The 17805-nt window shown below is 44.9% G+C and carries 20 protein-coding genes; 7 read left to right on the forward strand and 13 right to left on the reverse strand.

The window, feature by feature from the left end:
• Positions 1-40 precede the first annotated feature (40 nt).
• The 5 genes from LRR81_RS10535 to prfA form a co-directional block, all read right to left on the reverse strand.
• A complete protein-coding gene (locus LRR81_RS10535; RefSeq protein WP_231789325.1) occupies positions 41-1087 on the reverse strand; it encodes an L-threonylcarbamoyladenylate synthase in 1047 nt (348 codons plus the stop codon).
• A 160-nt stretch (positions 1088-1247) separates the two neighbouring features.
• Positions 1248-1688 carry a hypothetical protein gene (locus tag LRR81_RS10540; RefSeq protein WP_231789326.1) on the reverse strand — a complete coding sequence of 147 codons (441 nt, stop codon included), beginning with the start codon at positions 1686-1688 and terminating at the stop codon, positions 1248-1250.
• 201 nt (positions 1689-1889) lie between these two features.
• Positions 1890-2525, reverse strand: coding sequence for a stage II sporulation protein R (gene spoIIR / locus LRR81_RS10545; RefSeq protein WP_231789327.1), 636 nt, complete (start codon positions 2523-2525; stop codon positions 1890-1892).
• Positions 2526-3028: 503 nt separating this feature from the next.
• Entirely contained in the window at positions 3029-3883 is an 855-nt protein-coding gene (prmC, locus tag LRR81_RS10550) for a peptide chain release factor N(5)-glutamine methyltransferase (RefSeq protein ID WP_231789328.1), read from the reverse strand.
• Positions 3883-4953, reverse strand: a complete 1071-nt coding sequence (prfA, locus tag LRR81_RS10555; protein ID WP_231789329.1) for a peptide chain release factor 1 — start codon at positions 4951-4953, stop codon at positions 3883-3885. The genes prmC and prfA overlap by 1 nt, the downstream gene beginning before the upstream one ends.
• 89 nt (positions 4954-5042) lie before the next feature.
• Here prfA and gloA2 point away from each other — a divergent pair, with 89 nt between their 5' ends.
• From gloA2 to LRR81_RS10580, 5 genes are all read left to right on the forward strand, one after another.
• The gene (gene gloA2 / locus LRR81_RS10560) at positions 5043-5426 is read left to right on the forward strand and encodes an SMU1112c/YaeR family gloxylase I-like metalloprotein (protein ID WP_231789330.1); all 384 of its coding nucleotides are present in this window, start codon (positions 5043-5045) and stop codon (positions 5424-5426) included.
• A gap of 117 nt (positions 5427-5543) precedes the next feature.
• A complete protein-coding gene (locus LRR81_RS10565; protein ID WP_231789331.1) occupies positions 5544-6044 on the forward strand; it encodes a MerR family transcriptional regulator in 501 nt (166 codons plus the stop codon).
• A gap of 322 nt (positions 6045-6366) precedes the next feature.
• Positions 6367-6981 carry a hypothetical protein gene (locus tag LRR81_RS10570; RefSeq protein ID WP_231789332.1) on the forward strand — a complete coding sequence of 205 codons (615 nt, stop codon included), beginning with the start codon at positions 6367-6369 and terminating at the stop codon, positions 6979-6981.
• A gap of 12 nt (positions 6982-6993) precedes the next feature.
• Positions 6994-8961 (forward strand): DUF6792 domain-containing protein, encoded by a 1968-nt coding sequence (locus LRR81_RS10575; RefSeq protein ID WP_331716335.1) that lies wholly within the window; start codon positions 6994-6996, stop codon positions 8959-8961.
• A gap of 13 nt (positions 8962-8974) precedes the next feature.
• Positions 8975-9334, forward strand: a complete 360-nt coding sequence (locus tag LRR81_RS10580; protein ID WP_231789334.1) for a hypothetical protein — start codon at positions 8975-8977, stop codon at positions 9332-9334.
• Positions 9335-9421: 87 nt separating this feature from the next.
• Here the strand turns inward: LRR81_RS10580 and LRR81_RS10585 are convergent, their stop codons facing one another.
• From LRR81_RS10585 to LRR81_RS10605, 5 genes are all read right to left on the reverse strand, one after another.
• Complete coding sequence (locus LRR81_RS10585) at positions 9422-10048, reverse strand: thymidine kinase (protein WP_231789335.1); 627 nt, start codon at positions 10046-10048, stop codon at positions 9422-9424.
• A 205-nt stretch (positions 10049-10253) separates the two neighbouring features.
• Positions 10254-10454 carry a 50S ribosomal protein L31 gene (rpmE, locus tag LRR81_RS10590; protein ID WP_231789336.1) on the reverse strand — a complete coding sequence of 67 codons (201 nt, stop codon included), beginning with the start codon at positions 10452-10454 and terminating at the stop codon, positions 10254-10256.
• 150 nt (positions 10455-10604) lie between these two features.
• Positions 10605-11894, reverse strand: coding sequence for a transcription termination factor Rho (gene rho, locus LRR81_RS10595; protein ID WP_231789337.1), 1290 nt, complete (start codon positions 11892-11894; stop codon positions 10605-10607).
• A 255-nt stretch (positions 11895-12149) separates the two neighbouring features.
• Positions 12150-13112 (reverse strand): class II fructose-bisphosphatase, encoded by a 963-nt coding sequence (gene glpX, locus LRR81_RS10600; protein WP_231789338.1) that lies wholly within the window; start codon positions 13110-13112, stop codon positions 12150-12152.
• Positions 13113-13246: 134 nt separating this feature from the next.
• Positions 13247-14536 (reverse strand): UDP-N-acetylglucosamine 1-carboxyvinyltransferase, encoded by a 1290-nt coding sequence (locus LRR81_RS10605; protein ID WP_231789339.1) that lies wholly within the window; start codon positions 14534-14536, stop codon positions 13247-13249.
• Positions 14537-14587: 51 nt separating this feature from the next.
• Here LRR81_RS10605 and LRR81_RS10610 point away from each other — a divergent pair, with 51 nt between their 5' ends.
• A complete protein-coding gene (locus LRR81_RS10610) occupies positions 14588-14767 on the forward strand; it encodes a hypothetical protein (protein WP_231789340.1) in 180 nt (59 codons plus the stop codon).
• Positions 14768-14867: 100 nt separating this feature from the next.
• Here LRR81_RS10610 and fsa read toward each other — a convergent pair whose 3' ends face one another.
• The 3 genes from fsa to LRR81_RS10625 all read right to left on the reverse strand — a co-directional run bounded on the left by fsa (position 14868) and on the right by LRR81_RS10625 (position 17019).
• Complete coding sequence (fsa, locus tag LRR81_RS10615; protein ID WP_231789341.1) at positions 14868-15509, reverse strand: fructose-6-phosphate aldolase; 642 nt, start codon at positions 15507-15509, stop codon at positions 14868-14870.
• 99 nt (positions 15510-15608) lie between these two features.
• A complete protein-coding gene (locus LRR81_RS10620; RefSeq protein ID WP_231789342.1) occupies positions 15609-16469 on the reverse strand; it encodes a class II fructose-bisphosphate aldolase in 861 nt (286 codons plus the stop codon).
• A gap of 175 nt (positions 16470-16644) precedes the next feature.
• The gene (locus LRR81_RS10625; protein WP_231789343.1) at positions 16645-17019 is read right to left on the reverse strand and encodes a response regulator; all 375 of its coding nucleotides are present in this window, start codon (positions 17017-17019) and stop codon (positions 16645-16647) included.
• Between the two features lie 190 nt (positions 17020-17209).
• On the opposite strand from LRR81_RS10625, the gene LRR81_RS10630 reads away from it, so the two are divergent.
• Complete coding sequence (locus LRR81_RS10630; protein WP_231789344.1) at positions 17210-17755, forward strand: DUF2529 domain-containing protein; 546 nt, start codon at positions 17210-17212, stop codon at positions 17753-17755.
• The last annotated feature ends 50 nt before the right edge of the window (positions 17756-17805 follow it).

Genomic DNA, 17805 nt, shown 5'->3' on the forward strand with positions numbered 1-17805 from the left:
TAGCCTATGCTTATCCCAGGAGGGTTAGAACGTTAGAACATCAGTGATTTTCTGTCAGCACACGCTGGCCTGCTGCCTTCATCAGCCGGTTCATAATGGCAGAGCCTACGCCTTCTTCTGAAAAAGATTCACTGTAGATAACGTCCAGGTCTCTTTCATCAAATTGGCGCAGCACTTCGTACAAATGAGCCGCAATAGTTTCAGGCTTGCTGCGCCAGCCTGCTGCAAGTACAGCGTCTGCGTCATATGCTGCTCTATTTTCTTCTGTGGTGAGCACACCTGCTTCTCTGCCTGCTGCTCTTTCCTGATCAACAAGCGATTGAAGGTACTCCATGCTGCCTTTTACAATGTACAAATCCGCTTTTGGCGCATAGTGTGTATATTTCATGCCAGGTGCCTTTGGAGCTTCGCCTTCTTTCAAAAGAGCCCTGTCCACTTCAACTGTTCCGACAGCTTCCTCAAGCTGTTCCTTTGTAATGCCGCCAGGCCGCAAAATCACTGGCACCTCACCTGTGCAGTCAACAACAGTGGATTCTACTCCAACTCCAGTTGGGCCGCCATCAAGAATTCCGGCAATTTTCCCGGTCAAATCATGGGCCACATGTTCAGCGAGCGTCGGGCTCGGCTTGCCGGAAAGATTAGCGCTCGGGGCAGCAATCGGCAAGCCTGATTCCTTAATCAAAGCAAGCGCGAGTGCGTCCTCCGGCATTCTGACAGCAACGGTTTCAAGACCAGCTGTGACAAGTTTTGAAAGGCCGTCTTGTTTAGGAAGAACAAGTGTAAGAGGGCCTGGCCAGAATGTTTCCATTAGTTTTTCAGCCAAAGGCGGGATCTTGGCCGCAATCTTTTTTACCTGCTCTTTGTCTGCCACATGGACAATCAGCGGGTTGTCGCTGGGCCGTCCTTTTGCTTGATAGATTTTGGCGACAGCCTCATCTGACTGGGCATTCGCGCCTAATCCATAAACCGTTTCCGTCGGAAAAGCGACCAGTTCATTTTCTTTTAAAAGGGCTGCTGCCTGTGAGATTTGTGGATAACTTCGGGATAAATCATCCTTTCTATCCACAGTCCAGCTTTTCGTCTTCATGTTGTTGTATTCTCCTTGTATCTGTTAGTATTCTCGGTTAATCCTCATGAAAGTATAAAAGAGAACCTGCCCAAAAACAAGCCTTATCCACAATTTGTGGATAAGATCATGTGATTTGTGCATAACTTTGTTGATAATTGATTTTTTCCACAAGAATTGCTCAGGAATGTCTCGCCATCAATGTCGCTCCCTTTTTTTGCATGGATTCTTTTACGTGCTCTGAATGCAGAAGATGTCCAGGAACTTCTCCATCGACTGCTTCAAATCCGGCGAATTTTAGAAAATCTATTGATGACTGTCTGTTCGTTATCAGGTAAAGCCTGCTGACAGCCATCTTTTTGCCAAGCGAGCCGGCACTTTTAAAGAGAGACAGGATGTGAGCCTGGTCCAATTTATCTGAAACAACAAGAGCTCGCAGCAGTCCGTCCTGTTCATACCTTTCAATGCCGAGACAGGCTGCAATCTCTTCCTGCTGGTCCTCCATAATAATAAAGGAAGCAATGTTTTCCTCGACTCCTGCCGTGCTGACTCCTGCGATGGTCATAAACTCTTTTAACTTTACCGCATCGTTGCTTTCAGCCATTCTTAATTGATAGAACATGTCCCCACCCCGTATCGTTTGATACTCCCAATCTATGAGCCGAAATCCGTTTTATTCCTCTTTTACTAGAGGCTCTTTTAATTAGGCTGTTTATTTCCGCTGCAGGCGTCCGCTTTCCGCTCCAATCAACAGGTGCGTAACAATCAGCATTTTTCTTTTATATCGCCTTACTAGAAAAGCCTCCCCGCATGAAGGAGAGACTCAGGAAAACAGGCTTTCAAACCACTCTACTAAAAAGAATTTGACTTCTACCTTTTGCCCGTTCTGCTTATTGTCAGCTGTCTGCACAGGCTTTGTTTCCGGCTGGGATGCACCAGGATCCTTCACAGCCTCTCCGTTTGAGAAATCAAGGAAGCAAAGGGGCGGGAACAGCACGCACCACCAGTTCGCACCTTCTCCATTGCCAAGTGTGATTAAGATCGCTTCATAATTTCCTGCCGGGTAAATATAATTGCCGTACATTTTTGTCGGGAAATCCACACTCGAGTTAAATTCCGCTTTTACCGTTTGTTTGGAGTGCTCTTTTTTCAGAACACCTTCTGCAATGGCCTTAATATGAGGCAGACGGCTTTTAATCAGCTTGCGCGCCTCTTCTATGCTCGTCAAATCCTTCACCCATTTTGTAATTTCCTTGTTAACCTCATCCCTGATCTCCCGCTTCAGTGACTGATCGGCATCTGAATTGCTGTTGGCTAAAATCCTTAACCGTATCGCTTCATCCGGAATCACAACAGGCGGCTCTTCTGCATGTGCTTTAAGCGGTTCTTTATAGGTGCTAAGAAGCGCACCTGCAATTAATAGAAAGATATATATAATGGCAATCCATTGTTTTTTCATTTTCTCCACCATCCCCTCGATAGAATCAGTATGGGCAGGGGGAGAAACTTTTAAACATGGTTTTTTAAAAATCTAGGAAACTAGTATTTTTAATTGTCAGCGTTCATTGCCTCTTAACGCAAGGTCACTGTCAATCGTTTTTTATCCACACAAAAAGGGGCTGGGACATAACTGTAACAACTATCCTCTAAGACGAACAATGTCTAGATGATATGAATAGTTCAGCTGGAGGAACAGGTTCGTTCCATTGCGCTGCAGCCACTCCCTTTCCGAGGGGAGGAAGGCTTTAGCCTCCTTGGCTTCGCCTGCGGAATCTCAGCCTTTCCTCTTCTTCCCGCAGGAGTTGAGTGGCTTCCGCTCCATTCCACTAAAGTTTACGATCCTTAGGAAGAATAAACTCTTCTTATACCAAATAAAAACCCGAACTATTAGGGGAATAATTCACATAAATCCACCTAATCATTCGGGTTTTTCATTGTCTGAAATACTTATGTCCCAGCCTCTTAAATCATCGCAAATACCATTCGGTCTTTGCCGTTTATATCTAAAACAATTTCAGTTTCTGCTTCAGGGAAGGCTGCTTTTAACAAGCCTGCTACATCCTCTCCCTGACCTGCGCCGATTTCAAATCCAATCAGGGCCCGGCTTTCAATAACCTGCGGAATCTGCCTGCACAGCTCCCGGTAAAAATTGAGGCCGTCCTTGCCGCCTGCAAGCGCACGCATTGGCTCGTGGTCCTTTACAACAGGTGATAAACTCAGCACGTCTTCGTCCGGGATATAGGGAGGATTCGATACGATAATGTCAACTTTTTGCCCTTTCTCCAACAGCGGTTTCAGAAGATCTCCTTCATAGAAAGCAACCGCTGCTCCCAGCTGCCTCGCATTCTCTTCAGCTACTGTTAAGGATTCCGCTGCAATATCAATCGCTGAAACGCTGAATTGGCTGTTTTCAAGGGCAAGGGTGATGGCGATGGCTCCGCTCCCTGTGCCAACGTCTGCTACTTTTAAAACTGCTTCGTTTCCAAAATGCGCTGCTGCCCTGTTTAGAATTCCTTCCACAAGCTCTTCAGTTTCTGGCCTTGGGATCAGCACTTCTTTGTTTACGATAAACCGCCTGCCGTAAAATTCTTCATAGCCGAGCAAATACTGCACCGGAATGCCGTCTGCATGTTTTTTGACGGTTTTTTCAAATATGGCAAGCTGTTCAGATTCAAGCTTTTCCCTTAAATTTGCCAAAAGAGCTGAACGGCTCATGTTCAGCTGCTCTTTCAGCAGCAGCTCCCCCGCATTTTCGTCTCTTCCCGCAGAGACTAAAAAAGAAGAAGCCCATTTTAGGGCTTCAAAAATGGTTTTCATTACTCTGTGGCCTGCTCGAGCTTGTTTGCCTGATCTTCCATGATCAGCGCATCAATGATATCGTCCATCTTGCCTTCCAAAATCTGATCAAGCTTTTGGATCGTCAGGCCGATACGGTGGTCGGTCACGCGGTTTTGCGGGAAATTGTATGTGCGGATCCGCTCAGAACGGTCGCCGGAACCAACAGCAAGCTTGCGGTTTTGGTCATACTCCGCCTGTGCTTCCCGCTGGAATTTGTCATAAACGCGGGCGCGAAGGACCTTCATCGCCTTTTCTTTGTTTTTAATCTGTGATTTTTCATCCTGACAGGATACAACAACACCTGTCGGCAAATGTGTTAAACGGACAGCCGACATTGTCGTGTTAACGCTCTGTCCGCCTGGTCCGCTGGAAGCAAACGTATCAACGCGGATGTCCTTCTCATGGACGTCCACTTCCACTTCTTCCGCTTCCGGAAGGCAGGCAACCGTTGCTGTCGACGTATGAATGCGCCCGCCTGACTCTGTTTCAGGAACTCGCTGCACGCGGTGCGCTCCGTTTTCAAACTTCATTTTGGAATAAGCGCCTTTTCCGGAAATCATAAAAATGATTTCCTTGTAGCCGCCGACACCTGTTGTGTTCGCTTCCATTACTTCGGTTTTCCAGCCCTGCATCTCTGCAAAACGGCTGTACATGCGGTAAAGGTCTCCTGCAAAAAGGGCTGCCTCATCACCGCCTGCTGCACCTCTGACCTCCATAATAACGTTTTTGTCATCATTCGGGTCTTTTGGCAGCAGGAGCACTTTCAAGCGTTCAGAAAGCTCCTGCTCCCGTGCAGTCAGCTCGGAAAGCTCTTCTTTAACCATGTCGCGCATTTCAGCATCAAGCTTCTCATCAAGCATGGCCTTTGCTTCTTTGATCTGCTGGTCCACTTCTTTATATTCGCGGTATGCTTCAACCGTTTCTTGTATATCAGACTGTTCTTTTGAATATTCGCGCAGCTTCTTCGTGTCGCTGATAATATCAGGATCCATTAAAAGCTGATTGAGTTTCTCGTAGCGGTTTTCAACCGCCTGCAAACGATCCAGCACGTTATTCACCTCTATTTTTTTCCGTAACGTTATAATTATAGTATAGGTGAGGGGAACAATCAAAAGCAAATTGAGAAGGAGCTGGAAAGATGCTGAACCGAATTCACCACGCTGCCATTATCTGTTCCGATTATAAAGTCTCAAAGACCTTTTATACCGAAACGCTCGGCCTTGAAATTGAAGCGGAGACGTACAGGGAAGAACGAAATTCCTATAAGCTCGATCTTAAGGTCGGCGATACATACCAAATTGAGCTGTTTTCTTTTCAGAATCCGCCGGAAAGGCCCAATCAGCCTGAAGCCAGAGGCCTGCGGCATCTCGCCTTTGAAGTGGACAGCCTGAAGGAAGCGGTCAAAATATTAAATGAGAGAGGCGTTGAAACCGAGCCGGTCCGAGTCGATGAACTGACTGGTAAAGCCTATACCTTTTTCAAGGACCCGGACGGCCTGCCGCTTGAGCTCTATGAACGCTGAGCGTTCGACAAACAGCGAAACAGCACTTCCTTTGCCGAATCTGTTCTTGTTTTGTCATACATAAAGGGAATTTACGCCCAGCGTCGAACATTCTTAGCCAAAAAGGGGGAATGGACGATGAATACAAGTATGGCAGCAAAGCAGTTAGGTGTCTCGTCGAAAACAATCCAGCGCTGGGTCAAGCAGCTGGACTTGCCCATGGAGCGAAATGAACTCGGCCACTACCTGTTTGAGGATAAAGACATTGAAACACTGAAGGATGTTAAAAAGCAGCTCACAAGCGGCATTCTGCTTCAGGATATTTCTATCGAAAAGAAACCGGCTGTGCGCAAAGGGGCCGCCTCCCTCGCCCAGCCTCAGCCCCAGCCTGACGGAATGGCGGAAATCATGGATCGCCTGAAAAGCCTCGAAAAGAAGATGAACGACAAAGCAGACGCTGTCGTCTCCTACCAGCTCCTGCAGCACAGACGGGAAATGGACGAGCTTTCAGGCAGGATGAAACAAATCGAAGAAACCCTCGAAAAGCTGACCGCTTTGGCGGAAAGCCGGAAAGAAGAAAATTATCATGAGATCCAGCCGCAGAAAAAGAGCTTTTTGAAAGCCATGTTCAGCTTGTAGGCGTGACAGCCGCACCTTTTGAGGTGCGGCTTTTTATTTTTACTATCCCCCCTCTTTCAGTCCCGTAAATTTTTTGCTCCGCTGTCAACTACACTACGAACGGCATACCTTTCCCTTTGAGCAAAAAGAAAAACAAGACGATACACACAGGATAATAGTTTCGAATTTCTAATGGATAGGGTTTTGTATTGTAAGGACGTGGGAATATGTGGTAGTAATGGAATGTGATACGTTGACTGTTACCTTGAAAGGGGATTCCATTTTGAAAAAATACATACAGCTCGGAATAATCTTAGCAATGTTTGCAATAGGAGGCTGCGGTATGAGCGAAGGCAAGGAAGAAAAACCAGTATCAGGGGGCGGAACTCCTTCTCAGGAACTGCCGAAAACGGCTGCCTTTCAGGATGAGTTTACGCGAGGGTATATGGCTTCTCCTAAGGAAGTGGAGCCTGGGTATTATTTGTTTAAATCGAAGACTGGCGGGTATACGATGCTGTTTCCGAAGGATGGGGTCATTTCTGCTGACCTGGGCCACGAGCAGAATGGTAATTTCTTCGAAAATATAACCTATACAGGCAAAGGAAAATTATTAAATGAAGATTTCAATAACCAAGTAATCTACTCAAATAAATCCACAACTAAAAATATTGATGCTTATAAAGAACTGGTTTCAAACAAAGTTGGCTACAAGGGGAACTTTGATAATCTATCAATGGATGATAAAGAAATCTATCTAGGAAAACAAATTGACGAAAGCCAAAATTTATTAACATTTTATTACTTCAGCTTTATCAAAAGCAAAAATGATAATAAGAGTATTCAGTTTATATATACCTCTACATGTAATGATAAAGAGAATAAATGCAAAAAAACCAATACTGAATTTGAAAAAAATGCACTAATGCTAATGAAATCTGTTAAATTCACTAAGGAATAAAAGGTGATAAAGATGAGCGGTAACTCTGTTTTAAATTCCGATATTTTAAGAGCAAGAATCGCTAAAATTGAATATGACATTCCCAAAAATGCTACAAAAGAACAACTAGCAGTTTTTAAACAGAAGATAAAACAAGTCATTGTTGAAGAGACTGGCAAGGAACCACCTGCAGAAATTGAAATTTACAGTTCAGGGGCTCCCAAATACCAGACGGATAAAGATTCAGGTTTTGATGGTACTATTATTCACTTTTATGATCCTAATAAAGGAATCAATCAATCCTACACAATCACTAGAGGAAGTGAAATGGGAGAAGACAGCGGTAAAGGCCAGCCATTAGACTGGCTATATAATACCTTTGGAATTTATGCTGGTAAAAACACATCCCAGCTTGATGATGCTACTGTATTCTTCAAGTCCGTTGAGGCTGACATTTCAGCACGAGTAGAGAAAGATCTAGAAAAAAGAACAGCTAAAGGAGAAAAGATTAGTAATCTAAAATTAGAGAACTACGGAATAGGGCATTCACTTGGAGGTAACTTAATTCAAATGCTATCCATATTATCGGATGATTTTAAAGAAGTATATACTTTTAACGACGCGCCTCCCAGTGTTTATCAGCTTTTTACAGAAGATAAAAAGTTTCAACTGAAGTTAATGCAACAATTCAATATCAAGTCTTTGAACCAAATCTACTCCCTCCCCCCAGAAGAACTCAAAAAATTTGCCGAAGATTACTATAAAGAAAAAGGCGCTCACATCCACCATGTAACCAACGAAGAAGAAATACTTTACGGCATCTCTGGTCTCAGAGGATTTTTATTTCTGGGCGATCGCAAGCTTCTTGACTCAAATCCCAATTTCGCTGGCCTAAAAGGCATGATGAGCCATTTATCGGACAAGGATCTGGCCATTATTCAGAAAAAACTGGCTGAGCTGGCTCCTGCCTATGAAAAAGGCGGAATAGATGGTCTTATCTATGAAGCGACCGGCTATGACAAAAAGTTTTGGGACGATGCGATGGATTCATTAAAAAGTCTGCACCCATCGTTTAATCCAATTGAGACGGGCAGAGAAGCGGCTAAAGGAATCGCAACAGTTATAGAGATGGGGAAAAATGCAGGGCTGATGCTGAAAAAAATGTATCAATTGAAGGAAGAGCTACCTGCCCTGCTGCATATCGTTGGAGCTGTTTCGTCTGAAGATAGAGAAAAGGTGATACAGACGGTGGATGGAATGATTAAACATTTGGAAAATATCGAGAATGCTGTAAAGGGTATTTCGGGTGCATCCTTTATTAAAGAGCTGGGAAATGGTGATCCCGGTTCAATTCTCAAACTGCTTTTCACTGTAGGAAGCCTGGAATATGAGTTCAGCGAGTTTATGGACGGCTTTGATGATATAAAAAAAATAATAGAAGAGTTTAAGGAGAAGTTCGATATGGCTACTGCTGCTCACTTGCTCGATGCAGTGATTGGCGCGCTTTCCGAAGGCAGCAGCATTTCCTATGAGGGAGATGATATGGTCATGACGGGCTCGGCCAATGGGCAGACCATTAAGATTAATTTATCCTCTGCCGTCCGGATTTATAAAGAAGGAATTGCCTCCTTCGAGCGGAAAGAATCCATTTTAAAAGATTTGCAAATCGCCTATCAGAGGGAATATCCTGATGATTACCAAGACCGCAAAAGAATCCTGATGGCAAAGATTGCGGATATGGAAGCGAATCATTCCGAGCAGGAGGCAAAGCTGAACCAATTTTCCACACTATCCGGTACTTTCTACAGGGTAACAAGGATCGAGGTTCAGGAGAATATCTATCCCCTTCCCCCAGCCAATGAAGAGACCTTCTCTAATATGTTTCAATACTTTGAAAAGGAACGTACAGAAGGCATAGCTTTAGTTAAAAAGATCCGCTCTTCCATAGAAGCGTTTTTTAAAGATGACCAAAAAGTTGCGGCCATCTTCAAATATAGCTAAGAAAGGAGCAGCCATGGGACAGAATACATTCATGCACCGCTTTATTCCTGAATCTGATTTAACGTATAAGGCGAAGATTTTTGAAAGGCTCTTGTCTGAAATGGATAATGAGGGTGCAAAGTTTGCAAGTATGGTTAAAAATGAAATGACTCACCAATCTGGAGAAATCGTCAATAAGATCTGTACTTCCATCGAAGAGCACAATGAGAAGGCCAAAAAAGCAATCAGTGAGCATCAAGCTTCCATGCTTGCGCTTGCTAATCAATACGATAGTGTGGTCAACACCATGAATGAGCAGCTGGTGACGGTTTATTATGAAGAGGAAGAAAAGCCCCTTGATTTAAATAAGGGAAAGCCACCTATATGGCTGTAGAATGCCAACCCCATTCTGCAGCCTTTTCTCATTTCACCCGCTTTTCCCCATACAAAAAAGCATGATCCCAATGACCATGCCTTTCTTTTACAGCTTTTGTCCGTCCTTCATCTCTTTGCTGTCAGTTTTTTTCAGCTGCTTTCCCGGGACATCGTGGTGATGACGGCAGCGCGGTTCGTAGGATTCTGACGCGCCCACGAGGATGATCGGATCATCGTAGGAGGCCGGTTTTCCGTTAATAAGGCGCTGTGTTCTGCTTGCAGGGGATCCGCAGACAGAGCAGACAGCCTGGAGCTTTGTGACCGTTTCCGCTACAGCCATCAGGTTCGGCATAATTCCGAATGGTTCGCCTCTGAAGTCCTGGTCGAGGCCTGCGACGATGACTCTGTGGCCGTGATCTGCGAGTCTTGAGACAACCTCGAGGACATCCTCATCAAAGAATTGAACCTCGTCGATCGCTACCAGGTCTACTTCGTCCGTGACGTGCGAAAGAATTTCAATGGAGGCAGCAACAGGCATGCCCATGATCGTTGTTCCATTATGGGAAACAACCTCTTCTTCGCTGTATCTGTTATCAATGGAAGGCTTGAAAACCTTTATGTTCTGCTTGGCGTATTGAGCTCTTCGCACCCTCCGGATCAGTTCCTCTGATTTTCCCGAAAACATGCTTCCGCAAATGACTTCCAGCCATCCGCTTTGTTTCATTACGTACATATTAAACGGCCTCTCCCTTCGTCATCATTGCTCGCTGCATTTGGCTTATTTTAAAGCTTGTCCTTCTCATAAGCAAATGCTTCTTCTTCGAGTCAATTGACCGCGTTCCATGACTAAAGGCCTTCTTTTCAGGCCAAACCAGTGTGTTTCATCCGTAAAAAAAACAGGCAAGAATGTACTTGCCTGTTTTCTGTACAGCTTCTTATTACTTGATGCCGTATTTTTTATTGAATCGGTCAACACGTCCGCCAGCTTCAGCGAATTTTTGACGGCCTGTGTAGAATGGATGGCATTCAGAGCAAGTCTCAACGCGAACCTCGTCTTTTACAGAACCAGTTTCAAATTCGTTTCCGCAAGAACATTTCACCATTACTTTTTTGTAGTTAGGATGAATTGCTGCTTTCATTACTTTCATCTCCTTCCGCCCTGAATCATGTTTGAAACAGAGTTATCTATTCCAGATAAGCGAGAATATCTCACTTACGTATCTCCAGAATGCATATGAAAAAAGTATAACAACAGTTACTCCCAATTGCAAGAGGGAGAATTTTGAATTTTACCGTTTTGCCCCAGCATAACCTGTCTGCTTCGGCTCAGCAGCAAGAAGCTCAAAAAATTCATCATTTGTTTTTGACTGCCGCAATTTCTTCAGGAACTTTTCGACAAAATCAGGTGTGTCTGACATCGCCTTGCGGATTGCCCAAAGTTTTTCGAGGTTTTCTTTTGGAATAAGCAATTCTTCTTTCCTTGTGCCGGAACGGCGGATATCGATTGCTGGAAAAATGCGCTTTTCCGCAAGCGAGCGGTCAAGGTGAAGCTCCATGTTGCCTGTTCCTTTAAATTCCTCGTAAATCACATCATCCATGCGGGATCCTGTATCAACAAGCGCTGTCGCAAGAATCGTCAGGCTTCCTCCCTCTTCCAGATTCCGCGCCGCACCGAAGAATCGCTTCGGACGGTGGAAAGCCGCAGGGTCGATACCGCCTGACAGCGTTCTGCCGCTTGGTGGAATAACAAGGTTATAAGCCCGCGCTAGACGTGTAATGCTGTCCATCAAAATGATTACATCTTTCTTATGCTCGACTAAACGCATAGCGCGTTCGAGCACAAGCTCCGCCACTTTAATGTGGTTTTCAGGAACTTCGTCAAAGGTAGAGCTGACAACATCCCCAGCAACCGATCTCTCAATGTCTGTCACCTCTTCAGGGCGTTCATCAATCAAGAGAACAATCAGTTCGGCTTCCGGGTGATTCGTTGTCACGCTGTTGGCGATCTCTTTCAAAAGCATCGTTTTCCCTGCTTTAGGCGGTGCTACAATCAGTCCGCGCTGTCCGAAACCAACAGGAGCAATCACATCCATAATTCTTGTTGAAAGATGCTGAGGCTGTGTTTCAAGGACAATCTGCCTTTCAGGATAAAGCGGTGTCAATGCCGGGAAATGAACCCGCTCTTTTGCTGATTCAGGGTCATCGCCATTCACTGCTTCTACATGCAGAAGGCCATAGTAGCGTTCGTTTTCTTTTGGGGGACGCACTTTTCCGGAGACTTTATCGCCGTTTCTCAAATCAAATCTTCTAATTTGAGAGGCTGAAATATAAATGTCTTCAGAGCTTGGAGAATAGTTGATCGGCCGGAGGAAACCAAAGCCTTCAGATTGGATAATTTCAAGAACGCCTTCCATAAACAGAAGATCTTCCTGCTCTGCATTGGCTTTTAGTATGGCAAATATCAATTCTTTTTTAGTCAGTTTGCTGTAGTAGGAAACTTTATAATGTCTTGCAAGCTCGTACAGCTCTTTTAGTTTCATATGTTCAAGGCTTGAAATGGAAACTGAAATATCACTCATATATACACCACTCTTTAGTAATAGGAATAAAATAATGTTTGTCCATTCTTTTAGGGACAGAAAATAGAGAAGGAAAAGAAGGTGAGCTGAAGTAGAGAAATGCGCGTTTTTTTCTTTTTGCAGCACTCTTTATTTTTACCTTATTTCACTCGAATAATCAATCTTTTTGAAGACAAGTAATAGAACTGACATAAAGCTTTAAAAGAAAGCAGGCATGGCGCCTGCTTCTTTTTGGGCTTGTCCTTTAGCCCTGCTTTATCTGATCACCAGATTCGGTTTCATTTTCAGGCTGTGCCTGCCGTCAATGAAACGGACAGTGCCTGACTTTGCTCTCATGACAACCGATTGGGTTGTTCCCTGTGATGCCTTGAACTGGACGCCTTTCAGCAATTCGCCGTCTGTTACCCCTGTTGCGGCAAAGATGGCATCATCGCCCTTCACAAGGTCTTCCATACGGAGGATCTTCTGAACATCAAGCCCCATCTTCACGCAGCGTTCAAGTTCTTTGTCATTCTGAGGGAGCAGCTTGCCCTGGATTTCGCCGCCGAGGCATTTCAGTGCAACAGCTGCGAGCACGCCTTCAGGAGCGCCTCCTGAACCGAATAGAATGTCTACGCCTGTATGGTCAAATGCCGTATTAATGGCCCCTGCCACATCTCCGTCATTGATCAGCTTGATGCGGACGCCTGCTTCGCGCAGCTCACTGATGATGTGGGCATGGCGTTCTCTTTCCAGTACGGTTGCGACGATATCTTCAATATCTTTGTTCTTTGCTTTTGCTACTGCTTTCAGGTTATCAAGTATTGGCGCTTCGATGTCGATGCAGCCAACCGCTTCCGGCCCGACTGCAATTTTGTCCATGTACATATCAGGCGCGTGCAGCATGTTGCCGTGATCCGCAACAGCGATAACCGCCAATGCGTTCCAGCCGCCCTGTGCAACAATGTTAGTTCCTTCTAAAGGATCAACCGCGACGTCTACTCTGGGCCCGTATCCGTTCCCTAGCTTTTCGCCGATATAAAGCATCGGTGCTTCGTCCATTTCCCCTTCACCGATTACGACTGTGCCCTTCATCGGAACAGTATCAAAAACGTCCCGCATTGCTGATGTTGCCGCGTCATCCGCTTCATCCTTCTTGCCCCGGCCCATCCATCTTGCTGAGGCCAGCGCTGCTGCTTCTGTGACGCGTACAAGTTCCATTGACAAGCTTCTTTCCATCGTTTGTACTCCTCCCCTTTGAAAACCCGGTTGTCATTAGCTGTATTTAAAACATGCTTTACCTATGTGATTGTAACAAACTTGGTTTGCTGGTGCGATAGGTTCTCTTTGAGAAAAAGTTTCCAGTACCCTTTTTAGGAATTTTGAACCTGTTCAATTTCCTGGTCTGTCATTTTTTCACGCCAGATGGTTGCACCCATATTTGTCAGCTTTTCTTCAAGCTGGCTGTAGCCTCTGTCAATATGCTCAAGGCCTGTAATCTCCGTCACGCCGTCAGCAAGAAGGCCTGCTGCCACAAGGGCTGCACCTGCGCGGAGATCACTCGCTTTAACCTTTGCACCCTGCAGTTTATTCGGGCCTGATACAATCGCTGAGCGGCCTTCCACTTTAATGCTTGCACCCATTCTTCTCAGCTCGTCAATATGTTTAAAGCGGGCTGAATAGATGGTATCTGTCACAACGCTCGTCCCGTTTGCTTTTGTTAAAAGCGATGTGAACGGCTGCTGCAAATCGGTCGGAAAGCCTGGATAAACCAATGTTTTGATGTCAACAGGCTTCAGCTCTTTCTGCCCGCCGACAATCCAGATCTGATCATCGCTTGTTTCGACATGGATCCCCATTTCTCTGAGCTTGGCAATCAGTGATTCCAAATGAAGCGGGATCACATTATCGATCAGAACTTCCTTGCCCATGGCAGCACCGATAATCATATAGGTACCGCCTTCAATTCTGTCAGGGATAATGGTATGACGGCAGCCGTGAAGCTCCTCTACCCCTTCAATGCGAATCACATCTGTGCCTGCGCCTTTAATTCTGGCGCCCATGTTGGAAAGCAGTGTTGCCACATCTACAATCTCCGGTTCTTTTGCAGCATTTTCAATAACCGTTTTGCCTTTGGCCAAAACTGCCGCGAGCATGATATTAATTGTGGCGCCGACACTCACCACATCCAGATAGATGCGGGCACCTCTCAGCTCGTCTGCACGAAGATAAATGGCGCCCTGCTCATTTGTCACCTGTGCACCGAGCGCTTCAAATCCTTTAATATGCTGATCAATCGGACGAGGCCCGAGATGGCACCCTCCAGGAAGGCCGATAACGGCTTTTTTGAAGCGGCCAAGCATAGCTCCCATTAAATAATAGGAAGCCCGGAGCTTCTTCACCTTTCCGTTTGGCAGCGGCATAGAAATCATTTCTTCCGGCTGTACAGTCATTTCCCCATTTTCAAATTGGGCTTTTCCGCCGATTTCCTCCAGAAGATCTTTTAAAATATGGACATCTGATATATCAGGAAGCCCCTCAATTGACACCTTAGAATTTGCGAGTATTGTAGCCGGAATTAAGGCTACTGCGCTGTTTTTAGCACCGCTTATGCTGACTGAGCCCTTCAGCAGGTCTCCGCCGGCAATTTTCAACTTTTCCATGATGGTTCCCCTTCCCAAGAAGTTGGTCACTTGCACGCCAGGTGGATTGGAATGGTTAAAAAGATTCCTTTTCATCAAATATTTACCATAATCAAGAAAAAGAATACAAGCTATATTTGTTTGCAGGGAGGCAGTCCGTACGAAGAATTCCTGCTTGGAGCTTGCTGCTCTTATATTTATCAGCATCCTGGCAGCTTTTATCATAATAAAAATTCCATTGCATCCATTTAAAAACGTTAGTTTCTATTGTAGGACACTTTGCATAGAAGCTCAAATCATCCTGCTTTATAAACGGGCGAAATGGCAAGCCGGAGCTTGCCATTCTGAAAAGTCAGGCTCTCTTTTCCCAGTCTGCCAGGAATTTTTCAATCCCCTGATCTGTCAGAGGATGATTAAAGAGCTGATCGATTACCTTCAAAGAAAGTGTTGCAATGGTTGCACCTCTTCTTGCCGCCTCCGTTACATGCATCGGATGGCGGATCGAAGCAGCAATAATTTCTGTATCAATGCCGTGCACATCAAATATTTCTGCAATGGTTGAAATGAGTTCCAAACCATCCTGGCCTATATCATCAAGCCGTCCAAGAAAAGGCGAAACATAGCTCGCTCCCGCCCTTGCTGCAAGCAGCGCCTGATTCGCATTAAAAATAAGAGTGACATTTGTTTTAATGCCAAGCTCTTTGAACGCTCTGACAGCTTTCATTCCTTCTTTTGTCATTGGAACTTTCACTGTAATATTCGGGGCGATTTCTGCGAGCTCTCTGCCCTCTTTGATCATGTCCTGTGCGTTCATCGATACCACTTCAGCGCTGACAGAACCTTTTACAAGATTCGTAATTTCTCTCAACCGGTCATGAAAAGATACATTCTCCTTGGCTACTAAACTAGGATTGGTTGTGACACCAGCAAGTATTCCCATTGATTCTGCTTCCCTGATTTCGTCAATATTGGCCGTATCAATGAAAAAAAGCATGAAAAGGAACCTCCTGTTTTTTCTGAATTGTACGCCTATTGGTATCGCTTACTTGCAGACATGTATAGAAACCGCCTTTAGAAAAAGGCGGTTTTTCAATTAGTTACCTTTATTAGAAGAACCGAATTCGCGCATTTTTCCTTTAACGGTTTCCTTGATTGCATCGCGTGCAGGACCAAGGTATTTGCGCGGATCATACTCTTCAGGCTTCGCAGCAAGCGTTTCGCGCACTGCTTTGGCAGAAGAGATCTGGTTTTCAGTGTTTACGTTGATTTTAGCTGTACCGAAAGAAATCGCTTTTTGAATATCTTTTGTCGGGATGCCAGTGCCTCCGTGAAGAACAAGCGGAACACCTGTTGCAGCGCCGATTTCTTCCATTTCTTTGAACCCAAGATTCGGTTCGCCTTTGTAAGGGCCGTGAACAGAACCAAGCGCTGGAGCAAGCGTATCAATACCAGTGCGTTCAACAAGCTCCTGGCATTCTTTAGGATCAGCATAAATAACGCCCTCAGCAATAACATCGTCTTCCTGGCCGCCCACAGTACCAAGCTCTGCTTCAACAGAAATGCCATGGAAATGAGCCAGTTCAACCACTTTTGAAGTAATTTCGATATTTTCTTCAAACGGATGGTGTGACGCATCAATCATAACAGAAGTGAAGCCTGCATGAATTGCTTTTGCACAAGACTCATAGCTTGAACCGTGGTCAAGGTGAATGGCTACAGGCACTGTCACTTTATACTCTTCCATCAGAGCTTTAACAATAGCGACAACTGTATTGTAGCCGCCCATGTAACGGCCTGCACCTTCAGACACGCCAAGGATTACCGGTGAGTTCTCCTCCTGAGCTGCTTGAAGAATAGCTTGGGTAAACTCCAGGTTATTCAGGTTGAATTGGCCAACCGCATACCCTTCGCTCTTTGCTTTGTTGAGCATTTCTGTCATAGAAACTAATGGCATATCGAAATATCCTCCTTGTTTTGCTTGGCTATTTTAATGCATGCTGAAAGAATAGCCAAATAAACTCGTTTTATGTAGCGCAAGTATGAATGCAATACTTTACTCAACAATAAGCATACCAAGTTCTATCAGAATCAGCAACATTTCGGCAGATTTCCGGCCTTTGAAAGATATGTCAATTCGACCTGATCGGAAGATACTTTTTCACTGCTGCCCGAATTTCATCAATATCAAAAGGTTTAGCGAAATGAGTCAGAGCCCCAAGGTCTTTCGCTTCCTGAATCATATCCAGTTCACCGTACGCTGTCATAATAATTACCCGTATTCCCTCATCAATCACTTTCATCCTTTTCAGGATTTCAATGCCGTCCATTCCAGGAATTTTCATATCAAGAAGAACTAGATCAGGAGAATGCTGCTCGACAATTTCCAGTGCCTGAAATCCGCTTGCCGCCTGAAACGTTTGGTATCCTTCTTTTTGAAATACCTCGTTCAGCAAAATTCTAATCCCATATTGATCATCTACTATTAATATTTTTTCATTCTGCATATTCGACACCTCTTCGTGTATTTTCCAAAAGCTCTCCAATTTAACTTAAAGCTATTTATTCTTTTTTTATGACCAATATCCTGCTTGAAAAATGACATGTTCTTCGACATTTTCCGCATCCTTTTCTTCTTTTCCTTACATTCGCTATAATAGACCAATACAAATTAAAGATGAACAAAGGAGCCTGACTGTGCTTAAAATATTTACAACTCAACTAACCGGACATTTCAACCGCATTGCGGATCAGGAAGAATACCAGACAGAAGACGCTGCCCGGCTGCTTGCACAGGCTGCCGTTGGAGCCGGAAGCATTTATCTCCACGGCTTCGATGAACTTTCAGCCATATTGGCAGAAGCCCTTTCCAGCAGCGAGCCCTTCCCGTTTGCCAAACCGCTGTTTAAGGAAGACGGCAGCATGGCTGAAGTAACAGAAGCAGACAGAGTGCTGATCTTTTCCCGTTTCTCTAATGATGAAGCAGCACTGACGCTTGCCAAGGATCTAGCAGAAAAAGAAATACTATTTGCAGCAGTATCAGCTCTTGTAAAAGACTCAGCGGAAAGCCTTGAACAATTTGCTGATGTTCACATTGATTCAAAGCTCAAGAAACCGCTGATCCCTGCAGAGGACGGCAGCCGCTACGGCTTTCCTGCCATTATGACGTCGCTTTATGTTTATTACGCTCTGCGGTTTGTGCTTGTGGAGATTTTGCAGGAGTATGAAGAGGATGGGGTTTGAGGTGGATGGAAACCTTAGTTTTTCCCTTTTATGCTTTACGTGCGCAACTA

It is taken from the genome of Metabacillus kandeliae (genome assembly GCF_021166585.1).
Taxonomy (GTDB): Bacteria; Bacillota; Bacilli; order Bacillales; family Bacillaceae; genus Metabacillus_B; species Metabacillus_B kandeliae.